Here is a 25735-nt window from a genome sequence, read left to right as displayed (position 1 = left end):
AAAGCTAATGGCTTTCCCAGCGTGCAGCAACCGATTTGGAATGAGAACTGTCCAATTTGGAGGGTTTCATAGCAGATAATAGGCTTCGCTATCACGCGGCATGATGACCGAATTGGGTCGAGGCCTGCCACCAGAACCCAATAGGCAAGGCGTGTCGATTCTACCCTTGACCTAAACCCCGCTGTTAAAGAACGATCGCTGGCGCGGGCTGATGACGTGGTGCTCCCGGCTGTCGTGGAACCGGCGATCGACCGGGCTGCTCGCCTGGAGCGCGTCAGCTTTGGCGATCCCCGCCGTTCTTCCACTTCAGCGGAATGCGCAGAAAGCTGACGCCGTTCGCTTCCGCCTCGGCGAAACGGCCGGCGCGGATGTTGACCTGTATCGAGGGCAGCAGCAGCTTGGGGACCGACAGGCCCGCGTCGCGCTGCTGGCGCATCGCCACGAAATCATCCTCGCTGACGCCGTCATGGACGTGCACGCTGTCGCGGCGCTGTTCGCCCACCGTCGTCTCCCATCGATAATCGTCCCGTCCCGGCGCCTTATAGTCGTGGCACAGAAACAGCCGCGTCTTGTCGGGCAGGGCCAGCAGACGGCGGATCGAACGATATAATGTGCGCGCGTCGCCTCCGGGGAAGTCGGCGCGCGCCGTGCCATAGTCGGGCATGAACAGGGTGTCGCCGACGAACGCGGCATCGCCGATCAGATAGGCGACATCGGCGGGGGTGTGCCCCGGGACATGCAGCACCTCGACGTCCAATCCGCCGATCGCGAAGCGCTCGCCATCCGCGAACAGCCGGTCGAAGTCCGAGCCGTCGGTCTTTAGGTCGTCCATCGCGAACACCGGACGGAATATCTTCTGCACGTCGCGGATATGCGCGCCGATGCCGATCCATGCACCGCTATGCGCCTTGATGAACGGCGCCGCCGACAGGTGGTCGGCATGGGCATGCGTTTCCAGCACCATGGCGATCCGCCAGTCATGCGCCTGCGCGAACGCGATGATCCGTTCCGCCGAGCCTGTGTCGGCGACTCCGCTCGCCATGTCGAAGTCGAGCACCGGGTCGATCACCGCTGCCGTCCGCGTCGCCGGATCGCCGACGAGATAGCTGATCGTGTTGGTGGGCTCGTCGAAAAAGGCCTCGATGAACGGCTGCGCCATGATCGTCTCCATTGTGCCTTGCAAATATATTAGCTTATGCTATATTAGCAATACCTAATGGAAGCGCAACATGCTCAAGCCACCGATGGACCTGGCGACGTTTGAAACAAAGGCGACCCACGTCGCCGACACGCTGAAGGCGATCGGCAATGCCCGGCGCCTGATGCTGCTGTGCAAGCTGGTCGAGCATGGCGAGATGACGGTCACCGACCTCGCCCGCGATGTCGGCCTGTCGCAATCCGCCTGCTCGCAGCATCTGGCCAGGATGCGGGACGAGAAGCTCGTCGCCTATCGGCGCGAAAGCCAGACCCTGTGGTATGCGATCGCCGATCCCCGTGTCGAAGCGCTGCTCGCCACCCTCTATCAACTCTATTGCAAGGACTGACGCGATGACGCTTGTGACCCTTTCGCCTGTTGATGCGCGCGCCGCGATCGACGCCGGCGCGCGGCTGATCGATATCCGCGGCGCCGACGAACATGCGCGCGAACATATCCCCGGCGCGGTGAACCTGCCGCTCGACAGGATAGGCGATCTGCTGGGCGATGGCCGCCCGCTGGTCTTCCATTGCAGGTCGGGAATGCGCACCTCGGCCAACGCCGCACGGCTTGCGGCGGCGGCGCGCGGCGCGCCGGCCTATATCCTGTCGGGCGGAATCGATGGGTGGCGCGGCGCGGGACAGGCCACCATCGCCGATCGGTCGCAGCCTCTGGAGATCATGCGGCAGGTGCAGATCGCCGCCGGCGCGCTGGTGCTGGCCGGGGTGCTGCTCGGCCTGTTCGTCACGCCCGGCTTCTTCGGGCTGTCGGCGTTCGTCGGCGCCGGGCTGATCTTCGCCGGCGCGACCGGATGGTGTGGCATGGCGAGCCTGCTGCGGACGATGCCGTGGAATCGGCGCGCGGCGGCCTGAGGCGACGGCCATGGACGGTGCCACCATCGTTGCCGCGCTCGCCTCGGGCGGGGTGATCGGACTGATCCTCGGATTGGTGGGCGGCGGCGGGTCGATCCTCGCCGTACCGCTGCTGATTTATGTCGTCGGGGTCGGATCGCCGCACGCCGCGATCGGCACGGCGGCGGTTGCCGTCACCGTCAACGCGCTCGCCAGCCTCGTCGGCCACGCGCGCGCCGGCCGGGTCAAGTGGCGCTGCGCCAGCGTGTTCGCGGCGGCAGGCATGATCGGCGCGGCGCTCGGCGCGGAACTGGGCAAGGCGTTCGACGGCAGGCGGCTACTCGTCCTGTTCGGACTGCTGATGATCGGCGTCGGTCTGTCGATGCTGCGCCGGCGCCGGACGGCGGAGGCCCCGGATGTCCGCCTGACCTTGGGCAGCGCGGCGGCCCTACTGCCGCGTCTCGTGCCGATTGGCCTCGGCGTCGGCCTTGCCGCCGGTTTCTTCGGGATTGGCGGGGGGTTCCTCATCGTACCGGGACTGATTACGGCCACGGCGATGCCGCTGCCCTATGCGATCGGCACCTCGCTGGTCGTCGTCAGCGCGCTGGGACTGACGACTGCCCTGTCCTATGCCGCATCGGGGCTGGTCGATTGGGCCGTCACCGCCTTGCTGGTCGCAGGCGGGGTCGGCGGCACGATCGCGGGGATCGCCTTGGGCAAGGCGCTTGGCGCCTGCAAGGGGCTGCTGGAGCGCGGCTTTGCCGCTGTCGTGATCGCGGTGGGCCTATATGTCAGCGCATCGTCCATGTGACCCGCTCATGCGCCGGGAAGATAGCCGTGGCAGGCCAAAGCGGGTGCCGCTAAGGCGTGAGCGAGCGCAATGATCGCGGTGCGATGGGTGCTGTCGGTCCTTCGCCAGGGACGGCCGGCCTCGGCGAGCAGCCTCAGTTGGCGTCCCCGGACCGTGCGCGCGGGCCATTTTCTGCGATGAGGCGCGCAATGTCGGCTTCGCCTTCATCGGCCATCTGGTTTAGGACGTCGACCGCCTTCTGATCGGTTATGGCTCTCGCAAGCCTGCGGCACTGCTCCACGCGCCCGCGCATCTTCGCGAGCAGTTCCTCGGTTTCCATGTGGTCCCCCGACCCCAATATGTCGCTAAGTGCACTAATCGCTGAACGGGCTTAATGTTCCGGCGCGTTGGCCGATAGGCGGCAACAGATGCGAGCGCCTCCTGCGCCGCCGCTCGCTTCCGCACATGGCCGCAGGCGCGGATCAGGCCCGCGCGCGGTCGCCGCGTATGCGGCGGCGCTTTTGGGGGCTCCCATTACGGCGGGTGCGGGCGGCGCGCCCGGCTAGGCCCGCCCCGGGCGAAGCCAACCCCTTCGGGGTGCTCCACTGTCGTTCCGCCCTTACGGTGTCTTCGCCCGCTTGAGCCGGGCCTTTTGGTCGCGTCTCGCTGCCCACCCCCGCCGTCGCGGGGAGGCCCTGTGCTTTTTTGGGGTGGCGAGGAGGACAGGTGTGCCCAGAGCATCGAAGCGCAGCGCCCGCCGCTTGGCGGCGCAGGATCAGCAGGACTTGAACGGAAACCCGGCGGTCCGGGGGACCGATGGGGCGCGAGGAAGCGCCATCTTCCGCGCCGCCAGCGCCGCGACAAAGGCCGTTAAATGGCTGCTCGCCCGCTACGCGCAAGCCCAGGAAGCGCGCATCGCAGGGAGGCTCGCGGCATGAACCTCCTGACCCCCGAGCTTCGCTCCGCGCTGCGCGCGAACGCGATCAATCATCGCGCCGCCCAGCGCGACGACAAGCCCGAGCCCGATCCGCTGCCGGTACTCAAACTGTTCAATCCGGTGGGCGCAGCGACATGGCTGGCGACCGAATTGGACGAGGACGACGACACCCTGTTCGGCCTTGCCGACCTCGGTTTCGGCTGCCCAGAACTTGGTTATTTCAGCCTGTCCGAGATCGCCTCGGTTCGCCTGCCGTTTGACCTCGGCATCGAGCGCGATATCGCTTTCAAGACGCCGCACGCGCTGTCGGTTTGGGCGGATGCCGCCCGCCGAACCGGATCGATCCTGTCAGCCCAACAGGAACTCCGCCGCGCCGGAGCCAACCAGCTTCCGCCCCCAAGTCCTGACGGGGCCGGATGACGCGGGCGGCCGTTTGCCGCCGATCCCTAAGCCGGTCCGCCCTCCCACAAAGAACGACGGACCGGCACCCACAAGGAGTGACGTCATGAAACTCGAATATATCGACATTGGCAATATCGACGACAGCACCGTGAACATGCGGCACGGGAAGAAGGCCCCGGATGTCTCGGATATCCTGCCGACCGTGCGCAGGCGCGGGATCATCGTTCCCGTCATCCTGCGCCCCGGCCTCGCCGAGGGTCGATTCGAACTGGTCGCGGGCAGACGACGCGTTCATGCCGCGCGGCTCGCGCGGGCCGACGAGGGCGCGGACCCTGAGCTTGGCCGCGTGCCGTCCGCGATCATGGAGGCGGGCGACGATGCCGCCGCGCTGGAAGCCTCGCTGATCGAGAACATCGCGCGGCTCGACCCCGACGAGGTGACCCAGTGGGAAACCTTCACCCGGCTGGTCAAGGAAGGCCGCGCGGTGGACGACATCGCCGCCACCTTCGGGCTTCCCGATCTTACCATCCGCCGCGTGCTGGCGCTCGGCAACCTGCTGCCGCGCATCCGCACCCTCTACACGCAAGAGAAGATCGACCGCACCACCGTTCGCCACCTGACGCTTGCCAGCAAGCGCCAGCAACGTGCATGGCTGGCGCTTCACGATGACCCCGACGCCTATGCGCCGACCGGCCATCAGGTAAAGGCTTGGGTCCTTGGCGGGCAGCCGATCGCGGCAAGGCATGCGCTGTTCGACCTCGATGCTTACCCCGGTGCGACCGTCGCCGACCTGTTCGGCGAGGATCGCTATTTCGCGGATCCCGACGCCTTCTGGACCGCGCAATATGCCGCCATTGAGGCGCGGCGCGCAGCCTATCTGGAGCATGGTTGGAGCGATGTCGTGATCGTGCCCGCGTCCGAGCATTTCCATACATGGGAATATGAAAAGGCCCCGAAGCGCAAGGGCGGGCGCATCTATATCGATGTCCGTTCGACCGGCGAAGTGACCTTCCACGAAGGCTATCTGACCCGCAAGGAAGCGCGGCGCACGGCGAGCGGCGAGGCTCCCGAAGGGCCGAAGCCGCAGCGCCCCGAACTGACCTCGGCCTTGCAGACCTATGTCGATCTGCACCGTCATGCCGCCGTCCGCGCCGCGCTGCTGACCCGCCCCGAGGTGGCGCTGCGCCTGATGGTCGCCCACGCCGTCGTCGGCTCGCACCTCTGGACCATAAGGCCCGAGCCGCAGACCACCCGCAACGACGCGGTGCGCGAAAGCGTCGAAACCGCGCGCGGCGAGACGGTGTTCGACGAACGTCGCCGCGCCGTGCTCGACCTGCTCGGCTTCCCATCCGAGGAACCGACTGTCACCGGCGGCAGCGGGGGCGATTACGCTTTGGCGGAAGATCGCCTTTCGGCGATCTTCCTGCGCCTGCTCGCGCTTCCGGACCCCGCTGTCATGGACGTCATTGCGGTCGTGATCGGCGAGACGCTGGCGGCGGGCAGCGCCGCTGTCGAGGCGGTCGGCACCGAGATCGGCATCGACATGGCCGACTGGTGGCAGGCCGACGATGCCCTGTTCGGGCTGATCCGCGACCGCGAACTGCTGGGCCGGATCGTCGCCGATGTGGCAGGCGAGACGGTCGCCGCCGCCAATGCGAGCGAACCGTCGAAGACGTTGAAGCGGATCATCGGCGATCATCTGGCCGGGGCCGATGGTCGCGCCAAGGTCGAGCGCTGGGTGCCGCGCTGGATGCGGTTTCCGCCGAGCGCCTATACCATGCGCGGCGGTGTCGGCACCGTCGCGGCCCATGCCAGGGCCGTCGCCGCGTGCGATTCGCGGATCGTACCCGCCCCCGCGAGCGAGCCCGATCATTTCGTCCGGGCGGCGTGATCCTAGGCGGGCGGGGGCAACCCCGCCCGGCTTTTCCGGACCCTTAAATCCGGCCGTGCACCTCCGCCGTTCCGGCATCGGCGCGCGGGCGTTCATCGCGGAAAAATTGGTCGTCCTCACACCATGTCACGCAACCCGATGCTGGACGACATGCGTGAATCCTGCTGCCCATCGCGCCATCGGGAAAGCTGGGAAGACAGCGCGGCAGCGATCCGGCCTCAGCAATGTCCGCTGTGGCGGATCACGAGCTTGGTCACGCCGCAGATCGCGCAGGCATCCTTGCGGCGTTCGAAACCCTTTGTGCCGGCGAGTTCGCGGGTCTTGTGGTTGGCGTGCTGGCGGACCGACAGGCCGAGCCGTTCGCTGATGCAGTCATCGCAGATCGGCGCCGGCGACAGCCGCTCGATCAGCCTGCGAACCTCGTCCGATATTGTCATCGCTCTATCCTTTGCGCGCCGTTTAGCGGGGGACCGGCCAGAGGCCAAATCTTCTCGCTGACGGCCGGCTATTCCGCCTGGGGCCGAAGCCTGGTGATCGCCATCGGCGGACCGATCGGGCGGGCCAGCCAACCTCCTTTCCGGACGATGCGGCCACGGCGGCCTTGATCGATCGCGGTTTGCCGCATGCCTTCCTTCGACGCGCAACGGCTTCGCCGACCTTCTTCCCCGGCGCGGGTAGCCCGCGCCTCCTCGCGCACCAAGAAGCCCGGCTCCGGCCGTCCTCCGCTTGCGCTCCGGCCTTAAGGTGCGCGCCGGAAGGCCCGCGGCCTGACAACCGCATCGAAGCCGCATCGGGCGGCATCGACCTAAGGAATGGAGGTTATCATGGCACAGATCGGCAGCTTCACCCGCGGCGACGGCGGCGTCTATACGGGCGAGATCCGCACCCTCACCCTTCGCGTCAAGGCCAGCATCCGGCCGGTCGAGCGCGAGCACGACAAGGCGCCGGACCATCGCGTGAGCGCAGGCGGCGTCGAGTTCGGCGCGGGCTGGACCAAGGCGGCGCGCGACACCGGGGCGGAATATCTGAGCCTCAAGCTCGACGATCCATCCTTCCCGGCGCCCATCTACGCGACGCTGACCCAGGGCGACGACGGCGAGCACAAGCTCATCTGGTCGCGCTGAGCCGGACGCCCCGCGCGCGATCGCGCGCGGGGCACGCGCGGTGCGCCGGATTTGCCCTAGCTCGCGAGGGACCTGGCAGGCGGGGGCGTTTGCCAGTGTCCGCTTTCCGCCGCACGGATCGCAAATGTCCGTGCCGCCCGGCATAACCCACACCGCTACTCGCGTCGCACCCGCTCGCTGGACCGGCCGAACGCAAGCCGGACGCGGCCTGCCGGGTCGAAAAGCACGGCCAGCTTTTTCGACCCTGCGCAGCGGGTGCCGGGCGCGCCATGCCCGGGGCCAGCAACGGCACGTCGCCGTTGGCTTCAGGCAGGGATGGCCATCATGGACAGCGACGACGACATTTCCCGCGCGAATCGGGCAAAGCGCGGGTCGCCCTATCTCAACACCGACCAGGCGGCGGCCTATCTGAAATTTTCCAGTCGCTTGCTGAAACGGCTGCGGCGGGCGGGCAAGGGCCCGGTGTTCCGCCGCCACAGCCGCTTCGTCCAATATCATATCGATGACCTCGAGGCCTGGTCGAGAGCCCAGTCGGGGGGAGGCGATGGCCATGGCGCGGCGTGACCGGGATCGCTCGGCGACGCCGCTCCTCGACTGGGGCGACCAGCTTCGCGCGACCAAAAGACGCCGGCAGCGTGTCGGTCGCCGCATCGCGATCACCGGCTTCGGCATCGCCCTGCTCGGGCTCACCATCATGTTCCCGCCATCGCCGCGGCTCGTCTGGAATGCGAGCGCGAGTGCGCCGGTGGGGTTCTATCGCGTCACGTCCGGCGCGCCGATCGAACGTCACGACATGGTGATCGCTTGGATTCCCGAGCGCTTCCGGCGGTTCGCGGCGGAACGCCGCTATCTGCCGGCGACCGTGCCGCTGGTGAAGCGCGTCGCGGCTCTGGCCGGCGACGAGATCTGCGCGCTGGACGGCCGAATCTTTGTGAACGGCCGTCCGGTTGCGGTCCGCCGCGATACCGACCGCCAGGGCCGGGCGATGCCAATATGGTCGGGCTGCATCCGCCTGCACGGCCGCCAGCTCTTTCTGCTCATGGATAACCCGGCCTCGTTTGACGGCCGCTATTTCGGCGCGACCGAGGCGCGCGCCGTCATCGGAAAGGCACGGCTGCTGTGGCGCCGCTGAGGAACATAGCCTGTGCGGCTGCGCTCCTGGCGGAACTGCCGGCAAGCGCCGAGCGCGTCGCCGACTGGCGGCCTTACATCACCGAGGCGTCGCTCCGCTTCGGCCTACCGGCCAGCTGGATCGAGCGGGTCATGCGGGCAGAAAGCAACGGGCAGACGAGGCTCAACGGGCGTCCGATCCGCAGCCGCGCGGGCGCGATGGGCCTCATGCAGCTGATGCCGGGCACATGGGCAGCGATGCGGCAACGGATCGACCTGGGCGACGATCCCGACGATCCGCGCGACAATATTCTCGCCGGAAGCTTCTATCTGCGGCAGATGTATGATCGCTTCGGCTATCCCGGCCTGTTCGCCGCCTACAATGCCGGGCCTGGGCGCTATGCGGCCCATCTCGCGACTGGCGGCGCGCTTCCCGGCGAGACGGCCACCTATCTCCGGACGGTCGGCGGCGTGCCGCCGGCCGCGGGCGGCCGGGCGATAGAGACGCCGCGCGAAACCCTGTTTGCCGTCCGGTATCCGGCGCCGAGACAGTCGGAATCGTCCGCGCCTGCACCGTCTCCGCCCTCGCTCTTCGTGGTGCGTCATGACGGCCGATGAGGCGAGGTTGCGGTCCCCTGAGAGGGGGGAGGCTCGTCTCGACAGACCCAGTATGACGGGTGGCGGAACGGCTCTCAAGGCCCGTGGGTGCCCCCCCATTTTCTTCGAAAATCGGCTCCCCCCACGTCCGCTTCGCGGCGCTGCGCTTCGCGCCGCGGCCCTGACAGCCGCTCCGCCACCCGTCGCGCAAACGCCGTTCTCGATGGTGAGAATGCGAGATTGGGAGGTCATCATGGGCATGGTTCGGTGCATCGGAACGGCGTCGGAGAGGAGCAACGATCGCGTGATCGCGACGCTGATGGCGGGCCTGGAAATCGAATTTGGGCGCGGTGCAGAGGTTCTGGCACATCATTTCGTCGAGGCCGAGGAGAGCGATTTCCTCTGGGAGGCGCGGATAGATGAGCGCTGGCTCGGATCCTATGAGAGCAGCGACGAGGATGGCCTGGAGCTCGATCGGATCGCGATCTGCGGCCGGTTCGACGGCCGCTGGTTCGCAAGCGTGATGCTCGTGGATGGCGACGGAATGGCCCACGCAGCGATGGGAAAGCGCTTCTGCCGGTCGCGTAAATCGGCGCGTGCAGCGATGGCCGATGCGCACTGATCGCGCATCGCTTGCGGGGGAGCGGCAGCGTCGGACCGGCGCTGCTTCTCGCCCTTATTTGAGCCGGGAAGGGCAGGGGGAAGGGGTATCCGGAAAACAAGATAAAGGCAGTGTCTCGCGACCCTGCTCAAGTGATTGTCTGCACATCGTTTTTTCAGGAGACAGGGACTGGGCCGCGCGAGACAGTCAGTCTCAAAATGGCGGAAATCTGACGTTTTTGTCCCATCTCAGCGAGATTTCCCGCGGTCGGAGTCATGGTCATGGACGATAATGACGGGTTCACGCCCAAGCTCGGCCGCGCCAAGGGCAAGGACGGCAACGAGACCCTGCGCTTTACCAGCCGGATCGCCGTCGCGGCCCGGCTCGCCGGGGCGAAGACCGGGGTGGCCAGCCGGCGGTTCGACGGCAGCCGGATCGGCCGCGGCGCCAGCATCGGCCGGCTGTTGTCCAGCCGTGACCGGTTCGCCGGCCTGCGCAGCCGCCGCGCGATCGTGAAGACGCGCCTCGTCAGGCTGGGCGCACGCGGTCTGTCCGGCGCTCGCGCGCACCTGCGCTACATCCAGCGCGACGGCGTCACGCGTGAGGGCGCGCCCGGCGAGCTCTACGGCCCGGAGGCCGGCCAAGCCGACGGCAAGGCTTTCCTCGAACGCTGCGACGGCGACCGTCATCAGTTCCGCTTCATTGTGTCCGCCGAGGACGGCGCCGAATATGCCGATCTCAAGCCCTATGTCCGCCGCCTCATGACCCAGGCCGAGCATGATCTCGGCACCAAGCTCGACTGGGTCGCGGTCGACCATTTCAACACCGACCAGCCACATACCCACATCATGCTGCGCGGCGTCGATGATCGCGGTCAAAATCTGATCATCGCGCGCGAGTATATCGCCCATGGCTTACGCCAGCGCGCGGCCGAGCTGGCGACGATAGATCTCGGCCCCCGCACCGATCGCGAAATCGAGCGTCGGCTGCGCCATGACGTCGAGCAGGAACGGCTGACCGCGATCGACCGGCGGTTGATCCGGCGGATGGACGACGAACGGAAGGTGACCGCTGCGAGCAATGACCCGTTCCAGCAGTCGGTCGCGGCCGGCCGGTTGCGCAAGCTCGGCGCGATGGGCCTGGCGGAAGATCTCGGCAGCGGGCGGTGGCGGCTCGCCGATGGTATCGAAGACACGCTGCGCCACATGGGTGAGCGCGGTGATATCATTAGGACCATGCAGCGCGAACTGACCGCGCGCAAGCTCGATCGCGCCGGCGTCGATCGGCGCATCCACGACCAGCTCGATCAGCCGATTGTCGGGCGGATCGTGCATCGCGGCCTATCGGACGAGCATCACGACCGCCATTATCTGATCGTCGACGGGATCGACGGGCGGGTACACTATCTCGACATCGGCCGCGGCGACCTGACCGAGCCCATGCCGGAGGAGTCGATCGTCCGCATCGCACCGCGCAGCGCTGCCGTGCGCGAGGTCGACCGGACCGTCGCCGCGGTCGCGCAGGGCAATGGCGGACGCTACTCGATCGACGCGCATCTGCGGCACGACGCTGGCGCGACCCAGGGCTTCGCCGAGGCCCATGTCCGGCGGCTCGAGGCGATGCGGCGCGCGGGCATGACGGTGGAGCGGATGGCGGACGGCAGCTGGACGATCGGCGCCGATCATCTCGACCAGGCTGCTGCCTATGAGGCGCGCGGCCTGCGCGACCGACCCGTCGAGATCGAGACGTTCTCGGCGTTGCCTATCGCGCGGCTCAAGACAATTGATGCCGCGACCTGGCTCGACCGGGAGATCGGCGCCGCGACGCCGATGCCCGTGCGCGATGCCGGGTTCGGCCGCGAGGTCCGTTCCGCGCTCGATGCGCGGCGACAATGGCTGATTGAACAGGAACTGGCCGACATCGATGGTGGCAAGGTGCGGCTGCGCGCCAATGCGGTCCTGCTGCTGCAACGTCGGGAACTGCGTGGCGCGGGCGAGCGGCTCGCTGCAGAACTCGGTAAGCCCTTCGTCGAGGCACGGATCGGCAGCGCCATCGAAGGTCGGCTGGCACGGCGCGTCGACCTGGCCGGCGGGCGGTTCGCGCTGGTCGAGAAGTCGATGGAGTTCACGCTGGTGCCGTGGCGGCCGATGCTTGAACGGCAGATGGGGGCCAAAGTCGCGGGGCTGATGCGGTCGGACGGGATAAATTGGCGGCTGGGCCGGTATCGGGATGGTCCGGCGATATCGTAAGCGGTTGCGCGCGGCTCGGCATTAGAGGGTGCGCCCTCTCGGATATCGACATCCACAGTGGGCAAGCGATCCCTTTCGATCGCTTGGTCAGCATATCCGATAGCGACCCGGGTACCGCTGGCCGGCATTTTCACGGTCAAGAAGCGGCCTGATTCTAGCCTCCGGCCTGTCCGGCGTTCGAGCGGAACGCGAGGATACGCGCATAGGCTTGCTGGAGGTGCGCCATTTGATAGGCCGACAGCCGCTCGAGCGTCGTTGGTCCGATACGAAGCTCCCCCTTCTCTGGAAAGGCGTCGGTGGGGCAGAGGAAATAGCTGCCCATATGTTTGGGAAGCTTGATGACGACCAGGTCGGCTTTGAGATTTTTGAGGAGGCGCGTGTGGCGAGCGCAGTGGCGCGTCGCGGGCTGGCACCAGGACAGAAGCACGCCCAAGCGGACCTTGCCGTCCACCACCAGCACGGGCCCTGCGTCAGGCCGCTCGACCACGGCGCCTTCGCGGCGCAACGCGGTTTGGGTCCGGTTCATCAGCGCAGCCAATTCCGATCGCTTGCGGTGCGGAATATTGCGGCCTGCTCCCGGATCGTAGTCAAGGGCAGCATAGGCTGCGCGCAGCGAGCCGAAATATTCCCGAAACCAGTCTGCGCTTTTGATCGGCGATTCACGCCTGATCAGGCTGAGCGACAGATAGCCATATTTTGATAGAAGATGTTTCAGTTCATGGAGTAACCCGGCACGGTCAAAGGATGGCGCGGGTTGCCGTCTGGTCAACTGTGCGCGCTGAAATAAATCCTTATCTATTAAGGGTATTAGGTGGTTTTCATGTCGTATCCATTCAGAGCGGGGATTGGGCTTAACAGCGCCTTTCAGCTTATAGGATCGCTTATTATAGATTAGCGTCCCGATATAGATTTCGTTCCTGACGATGGCGCCGATTGTATAAGGGCTCCACCGGTCGGTGCGCGGCGGGCCAATGTTGCGGCGGTCAAGTTCCCGGGCAATGTGGCGGTCAGTTTTGCCCTCGCTGGCAAGCGCAAAGATCAGCCTGACCGTCTCGATTTCGTCATCCGGTCCCGGCACCAGCACGATCTTGTCCGATCGGAGGAACTTATGTTCTCCTTCCTCCAGAATCGTCTTGGGACTGTTAGCGCTGTCCAGCAGGAGCCGGCGCAGCCCGAGAGGCGCGCGCCCGCCGACACGGTAGCCCATCCGGGCTAGCCGGGCTTGACTGGCGAAGATCCGGCTCGACAGCTCTCGGCTATACTCTCCCGCCATTACGCGCTTAAGATGTTTGAGAAGCGAAGCCGTCACACTGCCGTCATTGTCGAAAAGCTCAGCGCAGTAATGGACCGCGATATTCGCCTTCCGGCATAGAAACTCATAATGCGCGCTCTCGTCGCTGTCTTGAAAACGGCCCCATCGGCTGACGTCATAGACCAGGATCGCCTGAAACCCAGCCTTGCCCGACAGCACCTCCGACAGCATTTGCTGTAGTGCCGGGCGTCCGCGTAATGTCAGTCCGCTGCGCCCTTCATCGGCGAAGGTTTTCGTAATCTCGAACCCGCATTCGGCGGCATATCGGGCAATACGTTCGGCCTGATAGGCGGTTGAATAGACCTGGCGTTCGGTCGACATCCGCAGATATTGAACAGCCTGTACCCGCGCTGGCCGCGCGGATTTTTCAGTGCCATCAGGTACGGCCGCCTCGCCGCGGCCATGCGGATCGGCCTGCCGCAGCGAGAGCGGCCAAGCACCACCCAGAGCTTCCGACGTCATTCAAAGCCCGCAGCGCAGGAAAATGCCGGTGACAGCGCTAGGTTCCAATTCATGGCGCGCGGTTGACGGCATCCCTTCGCTCAGCGTTGGTCTCATATGTATTGAATACTCCGTGGTGGTATACTCTGCAACGGTCAATCACTCGCGCGATGGGGATTCGGCAAATTTTCGCGCGGAATATGCGAGACCTGCGGCGGGCACGGGGACTTTCACAGGAGGAGCTCGCGCATCGCGCCGACATCGACCGCACCTATGTGAGCGCGCTCGAGCGATGTGTTTATGGCGTAAGCATCGACGTTCTCGAACGAATCGCCGCGGTGCTGGAGGTCGACGCCACCGAGCTGCTGCGCGCCAGCGGCCCCGCTGACGATTCCTAGGCCCGGTCTGATCCCAGTTTTCGCGCCTCGACAGCTGTGAGCCACCTGGGCTCCGCTTTTCAGGGGCTTCAAATGTTCATCGGCCCGGCGCGAACGGCTGGCGCGGGCTCGGATCTTGGCGGGAAGAGCAGCCGGGCTTGGTTCGCGACTTCGGCCGATTTGGAGCAGCGCGCCCGTCCTGGGTCAACGATCAATGAATTTTCTCGCAATATATTCTGAACGCAGAGGATGAGGGGGAACATGCGCCGAAGTTCAGTCTTTGCTGTCGCGTATCAAGTCCGAGCGCGACCTTCGTTGCCCGTTTGCCGGTCAGCTCTGTAGGAACCAGCGATCCCCGGCTTGCAGGCCGATCGCTGTGAGTCTGCCCGTGGCATAGGCGCCGGTGTCGATCCCGATCCGGTTCGATCTTATGTCGATCTGCTCCGAAACCGAATGGCCGTGCACGACCATCATCCCGTGGCTGCTCTTCCGATCTCCCGGCTTGCAGGCCGATCGCTGTGAGTCTGCCCGTGGCATAGGCGCCGGTGTCGATCCCGATCCGGTTCGATCTTATGTCGATCTGCTCCGAAACCGAATGGCCGTGCACGACCATCATCCCGTGGCTGAYGGAAGATTCGAGAAACTCCTTCCGGATCCAGCGCAGGTCGGACGACAGCTGGCTGTTCAGGGCCACGCCGGGGCGGATGCCCGCATGGACGAACAGATAATCTCCCACCGCATGGGACATGCGAAGATTGCGCATCCAGTCGAGATGTTCGGACGGGATGGCCGTGCGGATCATGTCGATAATTCCCGCAGGATCGGCATTGTCATAGTCCTTGGGACATGCGAAGATTGCGCATCCAGTCGAGATGTTCGGACGGGATGGCCGTGCGGATCATGTCGATAATTCCCGCAGGATCGGCATTGTCATAGTCCYGCGCCGATATSCCGTAGCTCAACAGCGTTTCCCGCCCGCCCATCTTGTGGAACAGCGCGGCGGCGCGGCGATTGCCATCGGCCGCCGACAGCAGAGTTTCCTCATGATTGCCCATCAGAAAAATCACACGCTCTCCGCCGATGTCGAGGCGCATCATGAGGTCGATCACCTCGCGGGAGGCAGGTCCCCGGTCGATGTAATCGCCGACGAACAGCAAGCGCGTATCGGTCGGTCCCCGGCGTGCATCATCTTCGTCGATCGACTTTATCAGCCGGTTGAGTTCGGCATAGCAGCCATGGATGTCGCCGATTGCATACCAGCGTTGATGGGCCGGCACCGCAAAGGATCCTCGAGGCCGGCGCCAAAAGCAGAGAAGATCGGTTACGCCCACGATTGAAATCCGATTGCAGGTCGCGGGAAGCCTGGCAAGGCATCACCTCCGTCAGACGCGATGTGCTGCCGCGTCGCGGCTATCTGGCGCCAAATCCGGTAACAGCGATTTTCGCCGTTCGCAACGCGATCAGGATATCGATCCATAGCGAGAAATTCTTGATATAATAGAAATCATATTGAAGCTTGCGATCGACGGCGGGGATGTCGGTGACATGGCCCTGGTTGACCTGAGCCCAGCCGGTGATGCCGGGGCGTACGATATGGCGGTAGATGTAAAAGGGTATCTCCGCATCATACCATTTTGACAGCGATTCGACTTCCGGACGGGGGCCGATCCAGCTCATCTCACCGCGGATGATGTTGAAGATCTGCGGCAATTCGTCGATTCGGTTGCGCCGCAGCCATCGTCCGGCGCGGGTGATACGCTCGTCATTGTCGCGCGTCATCGCAGCCTCGGGATCGGTTTCGCTCTTTTGTGCTGCTTGGCGCATCGTCCGGAATTTGACGATGCGGAAGCGTTGGCCGCCCGCGCCGATCCGGGTCTGGCAGAAAAATATTGGACCGGGCGAGTCCAGCTTGATCCATAGCCCCACGATGAGGAAGAGCGGGCAGAGAAGCGGGAGGATCAGGATCGCGCTGAGAAGATCGATGACGCGCTTCGCCTTGCGCCATGCGAGATTTGGCAGCAGCGACCCGAAATTATTCTCCGACAGATGTTCGATAGACACCCGCCCGGTGAGCGACTCCAGGACCTGCTTGCTATGGAATACAGTGTGGCCCTGAACCGCGGCCTCAGCCAGCATTCGCTCCCAATCGGCCGGATGATCCCGGCGGAAATCGGCGACGATGAACGCCGAGCGGTCTTCGGGAACGGCGGGGCTGCGCATGCGGAGCCACTCGACATCGTCGGGGAGGGTCAGGCCTTCCATGTCGAATCCCGGCACGACGTAGAACCTCCGCCGCGTGCGAGGATTGAGGTAGATGCTCAGGATGAAGAAGATCGCGATCGAGGCCACGAAGGTGGATGCGAAATAGATGCGGCCATATTCGAGCCGGAGCGCGAACAGGACGGCCAGCACGAGCCCGAAAGCGCCGATGAAGGAGGGGAGGATATAGCCGAAGGTGCGTGTGCCCGGATAGGCCGTCACCCGCCGCAACATCAGGATAGCCAATGCTATCGCGACCGACGCGCCGACGAAGCTGCAGGGAAATCCCGAGGATTTCAGCGCGGTATCGAAATCGCCGTAGCGGATAAAGGCGGGGAACAAAATGGCGCCGCAGAAGCCGATGAGGAATTGAGCGGATAGCGCGTTGAGCGCGCTCACCCGCATCTGCCGCATCTTAGGCTCACGAATCATGAGCACGCCGCAATCCCCCGCTTACCCCTGCACAGCGCCCAAACATGTAGATCGAATGGCTAAATGCAGCAGTGATCCATGGCACAAACAGGCCGAAGGCCGCAGTTTTCTCATTTCTGCCCCGGCGCCAGAAAGCCGTCGCCCAGATCGTCCGGGAGATCAACCCTGTAAGTTTCCCTTACGGACGCCGATCGCATGGCACCAGCATGGTGAGATAGCGCGAGCGACGGCGCGCGATGCCAGATGATGGCATTTTTCCAGCGCGCGGCTGTGCGCTGAGACACAACGGCCGGGAGATTCAATGCTATTGATCCTGGCGGGAAGTCGGCTACAGGCCGCAGGATCGCACAAGGGCCTGCCAGCGAGCGATCTTTGATCTCGAGGTGATGTGGATAGCACCAACCCTCCTGCAGCACGGCGCGTGAAGTCATCGGTCACCGCCACGCCAGCGCGGCTAGGGGCACCCTTTTGGGTCCTGTGTATCATGCTCCTGGCGGCATTTGCGCTGGGCGGTGGATCACGGCCCGATATCGAATCGCTCATCATACTCAGGCCGCTTGCCGCCCTGGCATTGGGTTACGCGATCTGGGGGATGACCGCTGAACCTTTGAGAGCGCATCGCTTCCTGCTGATCATGGCCGCCGCGATGATCGGGCTCGTTGCTATCCATCTGATTCCAATGCCGCCGCTGCTCTGGACGGGGCTGCCCGGACGCGGCCTGGTTGTGGCGATCGACGCCGCGGCCGGGCTGCACGGCCTATGGCGTCCGATTAGCCTCGTGCCTTCGGGCACATGGAACGCGCTGTTCGCCATGCTCCCGCCGGTCGCGTGCCTGCTGCTGATGATCAGGTTGAACCGGCGCGAACAGGAGGCGACGCTTATGCTGCTCATCTTGCTGGGAATGGCGAGCGCGCTGCTCGGGCTGGCCCAGATAAGCGGCGGTCCCGCCAGTCCGCTCTATTTCTACGCGTTCGCCAGCAAGGGGGTCGACGGCCTTTTCGCCAATCGCAATCACCATGCGGCGTTTCTTGCCACGATGTTCCCGATGCTGGCGGCATATGCCTCGGCGTCTCGTCGGGATCGCCTCGACGCGCGGCTCCGCGCCGGACTTGCCTTGGCAATCGGCCTGTTTCTGGTGCCGCTTATCCTTGTCGCGGGGTCGCGTGCGGGCATCATGGCGCTGGCCGTAGGCCTTCTCTCGATACCCTTTCTCTATCGTTTGCCAGCGCCGGCCTCCGGGCGGCGACTGCCGCGCCGCCTCTTATGGGGGGGCGTGGTGGTGGCAATGATCGCCATCGTACTGGTAACGGTTGTGATGGGCCGCGCTTTGGCCTTCGATCGATTGGTGCGCGGTGCTGAGACGGAGGAGGTTCGATTCAAGGCGTGGGGCCCCATCTTGCGCATGGCGGCCGAATATTTCCCCATCGGTTCGGGCATCGGCTCGTTCCGCGAAATATACCGCGTGCACGAGCCCCGTGCGTTGCTCGACCTGACAGCTTTCGGTCACGCCCATAATGACCCGCTCGAACTGCTGGTGACGGGCGGGCTGCCGGCCGTGCTCCTGCTTGTCGCGGCGATAGCGGCTTATGGTGTGGCCTCAAGGCGATGGTGGCGGGCGAGAAAGGCTATTCGCGTCGACGCCGATCTTGCGGGCGCAGGTCTTTGGAGCCTGTTGATCCTGGGATTGGCCAGCGTCGGCGATTATCCGCTGCGAACGCCGGCTCTCGCCTGCCTTTTTTGTGTCTCGGTCGTGTGGATGGTGCCACTCGGACCAGCGGTTTCCCGGATAAAATGAATTGACGGGCTTGTTTCTGATTTTACAACGAAAAATATCGAACGGGGGTTTTGGTGTAATGCGCAAAGGTCTGGCCACGATCGCGGCGGCGCTCGCCTTGGCGGGTTGCGCCTCGACCCCAAAGGTCGGTGGCGCGCCGAATCTCCAGGTCATGGACGCGACGGAGCTCCCCGTGCCTGACCGGAGCGACCTGACCGAAGTCGATCGCCCCTATATTGTCGGGCCGTTCGACAAGCTCATGATTGACGTGTTCGGGATCGACGAACTGTCAAAGCGCAAAGTTCAGGTCGATGCCAGCGGCCGCATCTCCTTCCCGCTCGTTGGGGTTTTGACGGTTGCCGGCAACACGCCGGGCGAAATCGAACATCTGCTGGAGAAACGGCTTGCCGCTAATTATGTCCGCAACCCCCAGGTAACGGTCAACCTCGAGGAGACAGTCAGCCAGGTCGTGACTGTCGAAGGCCAGGTTAGGAAACCTGGGCTATTTCCTGTCGTCGGACGTATGACGCTGCTGCGCGCCGTTGCCTTGTCAGGCGGCACCGACGAGTTCGCCAAGCTCAACGAGGTCGTGATATTCCGGACCGTCCGCGGCGAGAAATTCGCGGCGCTCTATAGTTTGAAGGCGATTCGCCTCGGCGCCTATCCCGATCCCGACGTTTATGCCAATGATGTCATTGTCGTTGGTGAGTCCAGGGCGCGCCGGACCTTCAAGGATATTCTCCAGGTCGTCCCGCTGCTGACGACGCCTTTGATCGTCGCGGTCGACCGGTTCCGGTGAGAAACGGAATGCGGCTCTCCATCGTGAGTATTTTCCATGCGTGATGCTGATGTACCGGGCGCCATCCAGACGCTCGCAATGCCGAGCGCCAGCGGGCGGCCCAAAAACCCCTATGATGACAGCTACACGCTGCCGCCGATCCTGAAGCAATATTGGCACACAGCGACGCGCTGGCGCTGGCTGATTGCCGCGATTATCGCTGCGGCTCTTGCCATCGGACTCATAATCACGCTCCTGTCTCCTGCGCGCTACACCGCTAAGGCCCAGATCGAGATCAGCCGCGAACAGAAGAAGGTGACCAAGGTCGAAGGCCTGGATTCCGATGGCGCGGATCGGGATCTGGAGTTTTACGAAACCCAATATACGCTTTTGCGCGCGCAATCGCTGGCCGACCGAGTCGCCAAGGCGCTTCACCTCGCACGCCGGGACGCATTTTTCGCGGCCCATGGCATAGACCTTGATTCCGATAGGTTCGGTGTCAGCGGGCAGGGCAGCCTCACAGCTGCCCAGCTCCAGGCACGGCAAAAGCTGGCGATCGACTTGCTGTTGGAGAATATAGAGATCGTGCCAGTGCGCCGGTCCCGCTTGGTCAATATCAGCTACACATCACGCTCGGCCGCCACCTCGGCTGAGATTGCCAACGCGTGGACGCGGCAGTTCATCGCGGCGAGTATGGACCGGCAGCTGGCATCGACCGCCGATGCTCGGCGGTTCCTGGAGGAGCGGCTGGCGAACCTCCGCGTCCGGCTCGAGCAGTCGGAGCGCGAAGTGGTCTCCTATGCGTCGAAGAACGACATCGTCACGCTCAGCACGACGCGCGATGCTGAAGGCAAGACGCAAATCCAGCGGACGATGGTTGCCAGCGACTTAGAGGCGCTGAACAATGCCCTGAATACAGCTACCGCGGATCGGATAGCAGCGGAGAGCCGCGCGACGAGCGGGGCCGGCGGAAGCGATAATGCCGAAGTACTTGCCAACCAGACGATCGCGCAGCTGCGGCAGCGCCGCGCCGATCTGGCGGCAGAATATGCGAAGCTCGTTGTCCGTTTCGAGCCAAACTATCCGTCAGCCAAGGCCTTGATGGTACAGATCCAGGATTTGGATCAATCGATCGCGCGTGAGACTCGGCGGGTGATGACAAGCCGTTCGCTCAACTATCGTGAAGCGCTTAAGCGTGAGAATGATCTGAAAGCGCAGGTCGCCGCGCTCAAGGGCCGTCTCGATCGCCAGCAGCATGATGCGATCCAGTATAATATCTACCAGCGTGAAGCAGATACCAATCGCCAACTCTATGACGCGCTGCTCCAGCGCTACAAGGAAATCGGCGTCGCCGGCATGGTGGGCGTGAGTAACATCGTGGTTGTCGACAACGCAGAAGTTCCACAGACCCCGTCGGCGCCAAGTCTGCCGCGGAATATGGCGCTGGCGCTTGTTATCGGTCTTGGTCTCGCGATAGCGGCCACCGTTGGCCTCGAACAGATTGACGAGGGGGTCAGCAACCCTGGCCAGATTCAGCAGATGTTCCATCTGCCGTTGCTCGGCCATGTGCCGCTGACCGATACCGATGTCACCGAAAGTATCGAGGATCCGAAATCCTATTTTTCGGAGGCATATTTCACGATTCGGTCCAATCTGGCCTTTACCACCGACCACGGCTTACCGCGGTCGTTCATCGTCACCAGCACCCGGCCGGGTGAAGGAAAATCGACGACATCCTATTCGCTGGCGCGGATCATTGGCCGCACCGGCCGGCGCGTCGTCCTGGTCGATGGCGACATGCGGTCCCCAGACATCCATCATCTGCTCGGTTTGGACAACCAGGCGGGGCTGAGCAACGCGCTGGCGGGCGACGATAATATCCAAGCACTCGTCCGGCCCACCGCGCATAAGGGCGTCTCGGTGCTCACCTCCGGCCCGAAGCCGCCGAGCGCCGCCGAACTGCTCAGCAGCGACCGCATTCGGCAGGTGATTAACGAACTTCAAGGGATGTTCGACCATGTCGTCGTCGACGCGCCGCCGATCCTCGGTCTCAGTGACGCACCCTTGCTTGGTCGCGCGGTCGAGGGGGCGGTGCTCGTCGTGCAGGCAGAAGGCGCTGCGGTGCGCGGCATTCGCGCTTCGATCAACCGTCTACGCATGGTCAATACCCATATCTTCGGTACCATCCTGACGAAGCTGAAGGCCAGCGATTTGGCCTATGGCTATGGATATGGCTATGGCTATGGCTATGGCGATACGGTCGAAAACCGAGCCGGATGATGGTCTGAATGGAGCGGCGCCTTCTCATCCGTAGCGCCTTCCGGTTTCCCATAGCCGCAGGCGCACTCGCGCTAGCTCTGGCATCTGGCATAAATGCCGCCGCCAATCACTGGCGCATGCAAAATCCGGAAACGGCCCTGCGTTGGCGCAAAGACGATGCAGTCGCGCTGACCCTGCTTGCCGACCAGCGACAGGCTGAGGGTTTGATCGATATTGCGCGCGCACGGCAAACTGCTGAGGTCGCGCGCAAGGCATTGCTGTCGGAACCGCTGACTGCGCCAGCGCTACGCCAGTTGGCAGTGGCCGAGGCGATCGAAGGCCGGGCCGGATCGTCGCGGCGGCTGCTCGAGCTCGCTCATGATGTCTCGAGGCGAGATCTCGGGACGAGTTGGCTGTTCGTTACCGAAGCTCTCGCCCGCGGTGATGTAAGTCTGTTGATGCGATCCTTTGACGAGGCTGCGGCGACCAGCCAAGTGGGGCGGGATCTTATGTATCCGGCGTTTGCCGAGGGGCTTTTTGATCCGGGCTTGCGCGCTGCCCTGATTCCCTACCTTCGCGAACAGCGGCCATGGATGCCGAGCTTCTTACGTTTCGCAGCGGTGTCTTCGCCAGCAACTGGTAGTTATACGGCATACATGGTAATGGCCGCCAGGGGGCTTCCGCGCAATCCCGCGTACGACGGTATTGATGCCAGTATCTTGGGTGCGGTCGCGACGGAAGGCAACTTCGAATTGGCGCGCGCCTATCTTCGGCACGGCTTGTCGGGCGGCGAAACTCTATTGTCAGAGATCGGCTTCACCCCCGCCACTACTGACGACGGCTTCGGTCCCTTCGCCTGGAAACTGAGCGACAATGAGGAGGGGGGGGCGCATTCAGACGGTGCGACCGGCCTGCGAATCCGCATATCAGCGGACCATCGGACGGAAGTCGCACGGCGGATATTGTTGCTGTCGCCGGGCGGATATCGCTTGGTCCAGTGGTTGCGAGCTCCGGGCGGTTTTGTAAAGGTCGGCCTGTACTGGAAGATGACTTGCTTGGCCGGTCCACGCGAGACAACGCTTTGGGAAAAGACAGTGTCTTCCGGTGAGGCTAAATCAATCGACAAGTCGGATATCTTCGTTCCAGTGACCGCCTGTCCGGCTCAGCAACTGATTCTGACGGCTGGTGGCGGGTCAGACCAAGGCGATGTAGAGTTAGCGCTATCTGCTATTAAGCTCGTAAGGCGCTAGGTTGAGAGCCTATGCATCTCACTGAGAAGTCGTGAAAAATATGCCATTTCCGTGAGTTTGTGCGGGGTGGCTATGTCGCGGCACTGTTCTGGCTTCCGGATGATGCATGGGCAGCGTTGAGCCGCATCTGCCGAAAGGGAAGCCAGACAAGCCGAGAGTGGACGATCGGACGGTGATCTCGGGCATCTTGCACGTGCTCAAGGCCGGTTGGCGCTGGCGCGATGTGCGCCGGACGTCTACGGTCCGCTGACCACTATCTACAACCGCTGGTCGCAGCGGTTCCTCTGGCAACGGCTATTCGAGAAGATCGCTGCGCCGGGCCGGTGTCCAAGGAACTGTCGATCGACAGCAGCCAACTCAAAGCGCCCGGCTCGGCGGAGGAGTATGAAGAAGTGACCGGCCGCTCGCGCGGTGGCCGGGCGTGCAAGATCCACCGCTTGGCCGATGATCGCTGCCGGCCGGTCGCCATCACCCTGACACCGGGCAACACGCCGATATCTTCATCGCTATCCCGCTGTTGGGCGCCGTCGTTCCACCAGGCACCTGCTCGCGGACAAAGTCTATGATGAAGATAGTCTGCGCAATTGGCTGGCAGCGCGAAACGTCAAAGCCGTCATCTCCTCAGCGCCTCACGTCGCACATTTTACCGTCTCGATCGGCGCATCTATCGCAGAAGAAACGTCATCGAGAGGTTCTTCGGACGCCGCAACCAAATATGAGCGACACGCACAAAACTATCTCGCCGCCATCGCGCTCGTCATCGTCGTCGCTGAGTGGGCTAAATGAGTCATCTTGCAATTTGTGGCTGCTTCCTCAGCCCGGATTAGGGCGCACGTCCTGATTGTCGGACATGGAAGAAGGAAGCGGCCATGAAGCACTGTGCCGGAATAGACCGATCGATGGAAACGTCGCACATTTGCATCATCGACTCGGACGGGCGCAAGGTCGCCGCAGTTGCGTGGACAGCGTGCCGGCGGCAATCGCCGATGCGCTAAGATGCTATCGGTCCTGTCGAACGTGCCGTGATCGCATCAGTGCCAGAAACCTCTTTGATACCATTTTCCGTAAAATATCAAACCAGCTGATCAGACTTGAAAACCCCTGTACAAGGTCGGTAACGCCCTTTGAGTCAAGAAATTGGCGTCATTTTTCCTTCCCAGGAAAAAGGTCCCCGATGGGCCATCCCAAAGGGCGCGTTGGTCCGTTGCTCGATCAAAAAAGCGCAGCCATAATAGGAAAGAGTAAAACACAATAGTTGCTAAACTTCGATTCCGAAACAGGCCCCAAATAAAATAGCGTATTGCCCAAGCTAACACGACTCCAGGCCCGCCTAATCCGCCGATCGCTAAGGTCTCAAAGCGCCTAAAAAGGAATCGATGTCCTGTTACCGTAAAGCGTTGAAAATCATACGCTCCCTCATGGACTTGCTGCATGAAGGGTGTCTCAGAATATACGATCCCCCCATCCTTCAAAACCCGGTCTATCTCTGCGGCGACCCTTAGCGGTTCCGCAACATGCTCAAGCACCGCTTGGATCCAGACACCGTCAAAACTGCCCTCTAGAAACGGAAGCTGATGTGCGTCAGCTACGAAAGTCGTGGTCTCGCTCGGATAAATATCGATTCCGACTCTCTGGACTGAATTATCTGCCCATAAAATATCAGTACCTTGCCCCATTTCTCCAGATCCGATGATCAGCACTCGCGGACTATGACTTCCCTTTTTTAACTCTAAAATAAAACGCTCGCAATTGGCTATCGTAAGCTTATTTGATCCCCCTACTATTCGTCGAATCAGGCGTGCGAATTTGTTTGAATAGCGAGATAGATAGAATTTTTGTTGCGGGGAGACCTCTACGTAGGCTTCGCTACGACAAAGGGTATCGCTGGAGAAGTCGATTAAAACCGGAATTCCAAGATAGGTTTGAAATCCGCCCATGCGAAGGGAATATGCACAGTTAGCATTTCTACATCCCCAAGACTCGCCATTGCGAACAAGTGGTTCACCAACATGGCGCGGGCAGGTAACAAAAGCATCTGATGTATGAAGCAAAGAGACTCTCCGGAAACCTATTCTGATTAACGCATCTGACGCGACTCTAGAGTCTTTGGGAAGATGGCTAGAAGCTATCGTTAGAGGAGAGCAAACAGCTGGCCAGTCACCACTACACGGCACGCTTCTCGCTTTGCAAGGGATTGGCGCGCGCGACGCTATGGGGTGAACTTCTCGGACCGCGTATGAGGGGACAAGCCTATGTGACCTGTTCGTGCAGCACCTACGTGATGGAGACCCAGAAACCTCCAGACCACCAAATTTGGCCTTTCAACTGTCAAAGGCGGCAAACTAATCCGTGATGGTTGCACTACCTCCGCCGTTGGCATTCTTCTTCCTGCTCCTTCAACCCCTACGGTCTACTCGTCGCTGAACCTGCTCTTCCTCATTCTCGTCCGACTCCTTTGCGTCAGATCCTACTTCAAAATCGGTCACATTTCAGCGGGTGACACCATGATCAGGAAAGCGCTCCGCGACGTCATCAGAGCCAGCCTTTATGCGGTGAGCCAAGGGACAGGCCGAACAGAGACGCACTCGGGCCGGTGCTAGGCGGCGTGGACAAATTTGAGCCAGTATCTGGCGGTGGCGAGATGGACCATTCCGAGGAAGCTGTTGGCCAGTTGGTCGTATCGGGTGGCTACGGCGCGGTTGATTTTGAGCTGTCCGAACATGCGCTCGATGTGATTGCGCTGCTTGTAGAGCGCGCGGTCGTGTTCGATCTTCACGCGGCGGTTTGATTTGCCGGGGATGACAGCCTCGATTTTCCGCTCGGCGAGGTCGGCACGGATGGCATCGGCGTCGTAGCCCTTGTCGGCAAGCAGGGCATCGGGCGTGCGCTCGGGTAGACTTATGAGCGCGTCATATGCCTTGCAGTCCGCTGCTTCCCCGACCGTTAGGTGGAAGGCGAGCGGTCGTCCTAGGGCATCAGCCAGGCAGTGAAGCTTACTGGTGAACCCGCCCCGCGAGCGGCCAAGAGCGCGATCGTCGCGGTGCTCTCGGCAGCCATGACAAACGCAATTGTGCAAAGGCGCCTGCTCGCTTCAGGGCGTGGATGG

The 25735-nt window shown here is 63.1% G+C and carries 27 protein-coding genes and 1 pseudogene; 19 read left to right on the top strand and 9 right to left on the bottom strand.

Annotated elements, in window-relative coordinates:
• Positions 1–274 precede the first annotated feature (274 nt).
• Complete coding sequence (locus ASE00_RS14015) at positions 275–1159, bottom strand: MBL fold metallo-hydrolase (RefSeq protein ID WP_056381713.1); 885 nt, start codon at positions 1157–1159, stop codon at positions 275–277.
• 70 nt (positions 1160–1229) lie between these two features.
• On the opposite strand from ASE00_RS14015, the gene ASE00_RS14010 reads away from it, so the two are divergent.
• Genes ASE00_RS14010 through ASE00_RS14000 form a run of 3 tightly spaced genes read left to right on the top strand, consistent with a single transcriptional unit; the run spans position 1230 to position 2857 of the window.
• A complete protein-coding gene (locus ASE00_RS14010; RefSeq protein ID WP_056381206.1) occupies positions 1230–1544 on the top strand; it encodes an ArsR/SmtB family transcription factor in 315 nt (104 codons plus the stop codon).
• Between the two features lie 4 nt (positions 1545–1548).
• Positions 1549–2067: a rhodanese family protein gene (locus tag ASE00_RS14005; protein WP_056381204.1), complete on the top strand. Its 519-nt coding sequence runs from the start codon at positions 1549–1551 to the stop codon at positions 2065–2067.
• 10 nt (positions 2068–2077) lie between these two features.
• Complete coding sequence (locus tag ASE00_RS14000) at positions 2078–2857, top strand: sulfite exporter TauE/SafE family protein (protein ID WP_056381202.1); 780 nt, start codon at positions 2078–2080, stop codon at positions 2855–2857.
• Between the two features lie 133 nt (positions 2858–2990).
• Here the strand turns inward: ASE00_RS14000 and ASE00_RS13995 are convergent, their stop codons facing one another.
• Positions 2991–3176 carry a hypothetical protein gene (locus ASE00_RS13995; RefSeq protein ID WP_056381200.1) on the bottom strand — a complete coding sequence of 62 codons (186 nt, stop codon included), beginning with the start codon at positions 3174–3176 and terminating at the stop codon, positions 2991–2993.
• A 388-nt stretch (positions 3177–3564) separates the two neighbouring features.
• Here ASE00_RS13995 and ASE00_RS24080 point away from each other — a divergent pair, with 388 nt between their 5' ends.
• The 3 genes from ASE00_RS24080 (at position 3565) to ASE00_RS13985 (ending at position 6066) form a co-directional block, all read left to right on the top strand.
• Positions 3565–3774, top strand: a complete 210-nt coding sequence (locus tag ASE00_RS24080) for a hypothetical protein (RefSeq protein ID WP_235538672.1) — start codon at positions 3565–3567, stop codon at positions 3772–3774.
• Complete coding sequence (locus ASE00_RS13990) at positions 3771–4193, top strand: DUF2958 domain-containing protein (protein WP_056381198.1); 423 nt, start codon at positions 3771–3773, stop codon at positions 4191–4193. The genes ASE00_RS24080 and ASE00_RS13990 overlap by 4 nt, the downstream gene beginning before the upstream one ends.
• Positions 4194–4278: 85 nt before the next feature.
• Positions 4279–6066 carry a ParB/RepB/Spo0J family partition protein gene (locus ASE00_RS13985; RefSeq protein WP_056381196.1) on the top strand — a complete coding sequence of 596 codons (1788 nt, stop codon included), beginning with the start codon at positions 4279–4281 and terminating at the stop codon, positions 6064–6066.
• 218 nt (positions 6067–6284) lie between these two features.
• On the opposite strand, the gene ASE00_RS13980 is transcribed toward ASE00_RS13985, so the two are convergent.
• Positions 6285–6503: a hypothetical protein gene (locus ASE00_RS13980; RefSeq protein ID WP_056381193.1), complete on the bottom strand. Its 219-nt coding sequence runs from the start codon at positions 6501–6503 to the stop codon at positions 6285–6287.
• Positions 6504–6890: 387 nt separating this feature from the next.
• Here ASE00_RS13980 and ASE00_RS13975 point away from each other — a divergent pair, with 387 nt between their 5' ends.
• From ASE00_RS13975 to rlxS, 6 genes are all read left to right on the top strand, one after another.
• The gene (locus ASE00_RS13975) at positions 6891–7190 is read left to right on the top strand and encodes a DUF736 domain-containing protein (protein WP_056381711.1); all 300 of its coding nucleotides are present in this window, start codon (positions 6891–6893) and stop codon (positions 7188–7190) included.
• Between the two features lie 324 nt (positions 7191–7514).
• Entirely contained in the window at positions 7515–7754 is a 240-nt protein-coding gene (locus ASE00_RS13970; RefSeq protein WP_056381709.1) for a helix-turn-helix domain-containing protein, read from the top strand.
• Positions 7741–8322, top strand: coding sequence for a S26 family signal peptidase (locus tag ASE00_RS13965; RefSeq protein ID WP_056381190.1), 582 nt, complete (start codon positions 7741–7743; stop codon positions 8320–8322). The genes ASE00_RS13970 and ASE00_RS13965 overlap by 14 nt, the downstream gene beginning before the upstream one ends.
• Positions 8310–8918 (top strand): lytic transglycosylase domain-containing protein, encoded by a 609-nt coding sequence (locus tag ASE00_RS13960; RefSeq protein WP_056381189.1) that lies wholly within the window; start codon positions 8310–8312, stop codon positions 8916–8918. Before ASE00_RS13965 ends, ASE00_RS13960 begins: the two co-directional genes overlap by 13 nt.
• Before the next feature lie 232 nt (positions 8919–9150).
• Complete coding sequence (locus tag ASE00_RS13955; RefSeq protein WP_235538671.1) at positions 9151–9519, top strand: hypothetical protein; 369 nt, start codon at positions 9151–9153, stop codon at positions 9517–9519.
• A 260-nt stretch (positions 9520–9779) separates the two neighbouring features.
• Positions 9780–11747, top strand: a complete 1968-nt coding sequence (gene rlxS / locus ASE00_RS13950; protein ID WP_056381707.1) for a relaxase/mobilization nuclease RlxS — start codon at positions 9780–9782, stop codon at positions 11745–11747.
• A gap of 154 nt (positions 11748–11901) precedes the next feature.
• On the opposite strand, the gene ASE00_RS13945 is transcribed toward rlxS, so the two are convergent.
• Positions 11902–13521: a recombinase family protein gene (locus tag ASE00_RS13945; protein ID WP_056381185.1), complete on the bottom strand. Its 1620-nt coding sequence runs from the start codon at positions 13519–13521 to the stop codon at positions 11902–11904.
• A 179-nt stretch (positions 13522–13700) separates the two neighbouring features.
• Here ASE00_RS13945 and ASE00_RS13940 point away from each other — a divergent pair, with 179 nt between their 5' ends.
• On the top strand, positions 13701–13898 hold the full coding sequence (locus ASE00_RS13940; protein ID WP_235538670.1) for a helix-turn-helix domain-containing protein: 198 nt from the start codon (positions 13701–13703) through the stop codon (positions 13896–13898).
• Between the two features lie 309 nt (positions 13899–14207).
• Here the strand turns inward: ASE00_RS13940 and ASE00_RS24485 are convergent.
• The 3 genes and pseudogenes from ASE00_RS24485 to ASE00_RS13930 all read right to left on the bottom strand — a co-directional run.
• Positions 14208–14598, bottom strand: a pseudogene (locus ASE00_RS24485) (hypothetical protein); the annotation flags it as partial.
• A 109-nt stretch (positions 14599–14707) separates the two neighbouring features.
• On the bottom strand, positions 14708–15154 hold the full coding sequence (locus ASE00_RS23525) for a metallophosphoesterase family protein (protein WP_235538669.1): 447 nt from the start codon (positions 15152–15154) through the stop codon (positions 14708–14710).
• 133 nt (positions 15155–15287) lie between these two features.
• Complete coding sequence (locus ASE00_RS13930) at positions 15288–16568, bottom strand: sugar transferase (protein ID WP_056381181.1); 1281 nt, start codon at positions 16566–16568, stop codon at positions 15288–15290.
• 484 nt (positions 16569–17052) lie between these two features.
• Here ASE00_RS13930 and ASE00_RS13925 point away from each other — a divergent pair, with 484 nt between their 5' ends.
• From ASE00_RS13925 to ASE00_RS24475, 6 genes are all read left to right on the top strand, one after another.
• Positions 17053–18363 carry an O-antigen ligase family protein gene (locus tag ASE00_RS13925; RefSeq protein WP_056381179.1) on the top strand — a complete coding sequence of 437 codons (1311 nt, stop codon included), beginning with the start codon at positions 17053–17055 and terminating at the stop codon, positions 18361–18363.
• Between the two features lies 1 nt (position 18364).
• Positions 18365–19141: a polysaccharide biosynthesis/export family protein gene (locus ASE00_RS13920; RefSeq protein ID WP_235538668.1), complete on the top strand. Its 777-nt coding sequence runs from the start codon at positions 18365–18367 to the stop codon at positions 19139–19141.
• 36 nt (positions 19142–19177) lie between these two features.
• The gene (locus ASE00_RS13915; protein WP_235538667.1) at positions 19178–21400 is read left to right on the top strand and encodes a GumC family protein; all 2223 of its coding nucleotides are present in this window, start codon (positions 19178–19180) and stop codon (positions 21398–21400) included.
• 116 nt (positions 21401–21516) lie between these two features.
• On the top strand, positions 21517–22629 hold the full coding sequence (locus ASE00_RS13910) for a hypothetical protein (protein WP_156405425.1): 1113 nt from the start codon (positions 21517–21519) through the stop codon (positions 22627–22629).
• A gap of 106 nt (positions 22630–22735) precedes the next feature.
• Positions 22736–22879 carry a transposase gene (locus ASE00_RS24480; protein ID WP_082594693.1) on the top strand — a complete coding sequence of 48 codons (144 nt, stop codon included), beginning with the start codon at positions 22736–22738 and terminating at the stop codon, positions 22877–22879.
• A 73-nt stretch (positions 22880–22952) separates the two neighbouring features.
• Positions 22953–23195: a hypothetical protein gene (locus ASE00_RS24475; RefSeq protein ID WP_414819850.1), complete on the top strand. Its 243-nt coding sequence runs from the start codon at positions 22953–22955 to the stop codon at positions 23193–23195.
• Between the two features lie 519 nt (positions 23196–23714).
• On the opposite strand, the gene ASE00_RS23045 is transcribed toward ASE00_RS24475, so the two are convergent.
• Together ASE00_RS23045 and ASE00_RS23040 are read right to left on the bottom strand one after the other, a co-directional pair.
• Complete coding sequence (locus ASE00_RS23045) at positions 23715–24566, bottom strand: class I SAM-dependent methyltransferase (RefSeq protein ID WP_082594692.1); 852 nt, start codon at positions 24564–24566, stop codon at positions 23715–23717.
• Between the two features lie 659 nt (positions 24567–25225).
• Positions 25226–25705 carry an IS5 family transposase gene (locus tag ASE00_RS23040; RefSeq protein WP_082594691.1) on the bottom strand — a complete coding sequence of 160 codons (480 nt, stop codon included), beginning with the start codon at positions 25703–25705 and terminating at the stop codon, positions 25226–25228.
• Positions 25706–25735: the final 30 nt, after the last annotated feature.

Source organism: Sphingomonas sp. Root710 (assembly GCF_001429065.1).
Lineage (GTDB): Bacteria > Pseudomonadota > Alphaproteobacteria > Sphingomonadales > Sphingomonadaceae > Rhizorhabdus.
Note: the sequence above shows the minus strand (reverse complement) of the source record. Positions and strands in the feature narration are given on the sequence as shown.